The 3,449-nt window shown below is 58.2% G+C and carries 3 protein-coding genes; all 3 read left to right on the top strand.

What is annotated here, in order from left to right; genetic code table 11:
• Positions 1-953 (top strand): amino acid ABC transporter permease (locus tag P792_RS39145; protein ID WP_235075514.1); only part of this gene is annotated, 953 nt, incomplete at its 5' end.
• The gene (locus P792_RS32950; RefSeq protein ID WP_023979615.1) at positions 943-1,704 is read left to right on the top strand and encodes an amino acid ABC transporter ATP-binding protein; all 762 of its coding nucleotides are present in this window, start codon (positions 943-945) and stop codon (positions 1,702-1,704) included. The genes P792_RS39145 and P792_RS32950, both read left to right, overlap by 11 nt.
• Before the next feature lie 266 nt (positions 1,705-1,970).
• Positions 1,971-3,449 (top strand): TonB-dependent receptor (locus tag P792_RS32945; RefSeq protein WP_369794255.1); only part of this gene is annotated, 1,479 nt, incomplete at its 3' end.

The following is a 3,449-nucleotide window of genomic DNA, read 5'->3' as shown; positions in this document are numbered from 1 at the left end:
CCCCCTCCCTGCCGGGCTATTCGGAATTCGCGATCTATCTGCGCCGCACCGGGCAGGACAAGGCGCTGCTGGATGGGGCCATCGCCACGCTGAAGCAGCAGGGCAAGATCGCCTCCCTTGAGAAAAAATGGAATGTCGGCCCGGCTGCACGGGCGGCGCTCGGTGTGCACAGTGAAAGACCGCGCTTCAACACAACCACGTTTTTCTCAGCCCTTTTCTCGATGGCGTTCCTCAAGGGCGCCGTCATGACGCTGGCGATTGCGCTCGCTTCTCATGCGGCGGCCATCGTTATTTCCATTCCCATTGCCCTGAAACTCAACGCCCCGCGCTCACTCTGGCACCCTTTCCTGCGGGCCTATGTCGCTGTTTTTCGTGGCGCGCCGACATTGCTGCAGCTTCTCTTCATCTGGAATGCGCTGCCGCAATTCTTTCCGGTGTTTCGCGAAAGCTGGTTCTCGCCTTTTCTGGCCACATGGATCTGCCTGTCGATCAATGAATCGGCCTATCAGGTCGAGATCAATCGGGCAGCACTGAGCGCCATCGACCCCGGACAGCTGGCAGGGGGGCAGGCTCTGGGCATGAGTCAGGCACAGATCTACCGCCATGTGATCTTTCCCCAGGCCCTGCGTGTGGCGCTGCCGCCCACCATCAATGAATTCATTTCGCTGCTCAAGACAACCTCGCTGGCTTCGGTCATCTCCCTGCAGGAACTGCTGTTCATCACGCAGGTCCAGGTGGCACGCAGCTTCGAGTTTACCGAATATTACGCTGCGGCGCTGGTCTATTATCTTGTGATGGTGTTTGCCTTCCTGCACCTGCAAAAACGCATCGAAACACGGTTTGTCTGGGCAAGTCGCGCCGGTAGCGCCGCCAGACCCGGCATGATCACGGAAAAACCCGCAGACAGGGCGGCTGGTACCGCAGAGGCGGAGACATCAAACCATGTTGCATAATCTGCCCCCCAATCCCGATTGCGCCCTCAGCCTGCGCAAGCTCAGCAAATTTTATGGCGAGTTTCTCGCGCTGGACCGGGTGAGCCTCGATATCGATCATGGCGAGAAAATTGTCGTTCTGGGGCCATCGGGATCAGGAAAATCGACCTTTATCCGCACGCTGAACCGTATCGAGCCCCATGATAGCGGGGTGCTCATGATCGATGGTGAGGTGATCGACAACAAGACAAGCCTGCCCCTGCTGCGCGGGGCAGTGGGGATGGTGTTTCAGAATTATAATCTCTTTCCGCATCTCACCGTGCTGGAAAACTGTACACTCGCCCCGCGGCTTGTCCGCAAGGCCCATCGCGATGCAACGGAATCGCTTGCCCGAGGCTATCTGGAGCAGGTGGGTATTGGCGAACAGGCCAATAAATACCCGATCCAGCTTTCAGGAGGGCAACAGCAGCGTGTCGCGATTGCCCGCGCCCTGTGCATGGCGCCCGATATCATTCTCTTCGACGAACCTACTGCGGCTCTGGACCCGGAAGCTATCAAGGGTGTGATCAGTATCATTAACGCCCTGGCTGAGCGACGCATCACCACGATATGCGTCACGCATGAAATGGGGTTTGCACGCCATATTGCCGACCGCGTGGTGTTCATGGACAAGGGCGTCGTGCTGGAGGCTTCCCCCCCGGAGAAGTTTTTTACGGCACCCGATACGGCCCGTGCGCGCCAGTTTCTGGACCAGATGATTCACCACATGTGACAAAAGCGTCTCAAAACGCGTGATCCCGGAAGATTTGCCATAAATTCCATGAATGACGCGATATGGGTAACGATCTGACAAAGTGAGGTTTGGTTTTTTTCAATCGAACAGGATGTCGTTTCGCCTCTTCAATGACAGGGAAGCCACTGACGGGAGTCCTTTTCATGATGACGCGCCTGCCCAAAGGATTTCGCCGCCTCACCAGCACGGCGCTTTCACTCTCTGCCGGGATCGCTCTGGCTGGCTCGGGATTGGACGGGTCCTGTATGGGCGGTGTGGCCCATGCAGCAGCAAGCCCGTACACCACGACACCCAATCATCCCCTTCATGGCGCTGCCCCATCCCGCGCCGTCCATACGCCGCGCAGCACCGATGCCCGACGCCATGCAGCACCCCATTCCGACCCGGAGGCCATTCAGGTCACGGGCTCACGCGCTCAGCGCTTCCTCACCACGGCAGCCACGGTCAATGTGCTGAGTGGCCGCGAGTTGCAGGAACTGCATATCACCAGCCCCAAGGATATTGCCGCCTATACGCCGGGCCTTACCGCCGTGAATGCGACGTCTGGCAGCACGCCTGTCTTCTCGATCCGAGGCATCGGGCTCGATGACTATACCGGCAACAATATGGGCGGGATCGGTATCTATCAGGATGGCGTGTTTGCCCCCTACCCCGTGTTCTATACAGGACAGATGTTCGACACCCAGTCTGTCGCCGTCGAGAAGGGGCCACAGGGCTTCGATTACGGGCGCAGCTCCACGGGCGGGAACATCGCGGTCGAGGCGGTCAAGCCAGACGGAAAATTCGGCGGCTATGTGGATTGGGGCTATAGCAGCTACGGCACCAATACGGCGAGTGCAGCCGTCAATGTGCCGATTACCGACCGTATCCAGAACCGCACCGCCTTTTCCTATATCAATGGCGATGGCTGGCAGCGCGATATCCACACCAATAAACGCTATGGCTCGCAGGATCAGCTGGGCTTGCGCAATCTCACGCGCTTTCTGATCGATGACCGTTCGAGCCTGCTGCTGAACATCCATTACACGCGCGACAAGGGCATTTCGATGTCGCCCCAGGATACGGATGGCGATGCGGTCAATGGTTTTCCGACAGGAACGGTGGGTGTGGGGCCGAATGCATCCTATAACGCAGTCAATGTGGGCACGAACCGCGTCGGCCGTAACGAGAATGGCGGCGGCGTCTCGATCAATTACACCCATGATTTCAACTGGGGGCAGTTCGTCTCGACCACCGCGTTCGACGCCTTCCGTCGCAGCGATTATGATAATTACGATGGTGAATCAATCAATGTCGGTGATTATCACTGGAACGACACGTCCCTCGCCCAGTCCCATGACATGCATCTCAGGATGGATCTGGCAAAGCGCTTCCACCTGACGGTGGGCGTCTACGAATCCTGGGACAAGATCAACGGGGCCTATACGAGCTACCGTTCCTTTCTGCTCGGCGTGCCCAACGGCAATCTGACAGACCGTTTCGTGCAGCAGAATGTATCGACCGGGCTCTATATCAACACGGTCACCAATGTGCTGCATAATCTCGATTTCATCGCCTCGGGCCGTTTCTCCTGGGATGATCGTGGCTTCAATGGCGGGACGATCGATGATGCTGGCGCGCTGACGAGCAAGGGCGCCTATCTCTCACGCCTAGACACCACCCATTCCTATGCCCGCCTGACCGGGCGCGTGGGGCTACGTTACACCATCGTGCCCGGCACACAG

Origin of the sequence: Asaia sp. SF2.1 (genome assembly GCF_000505765.1) — a bacterium.
Lineage (GTDB): Bacteria > Pseudomonadota > Alphaproteobacteria > Acetobacterales > Acetobacteraceae > Asaia > Asaia bogorensis.
This window is presented reverse-complemented; position numbering and strand designations above follow the sequence as displayed.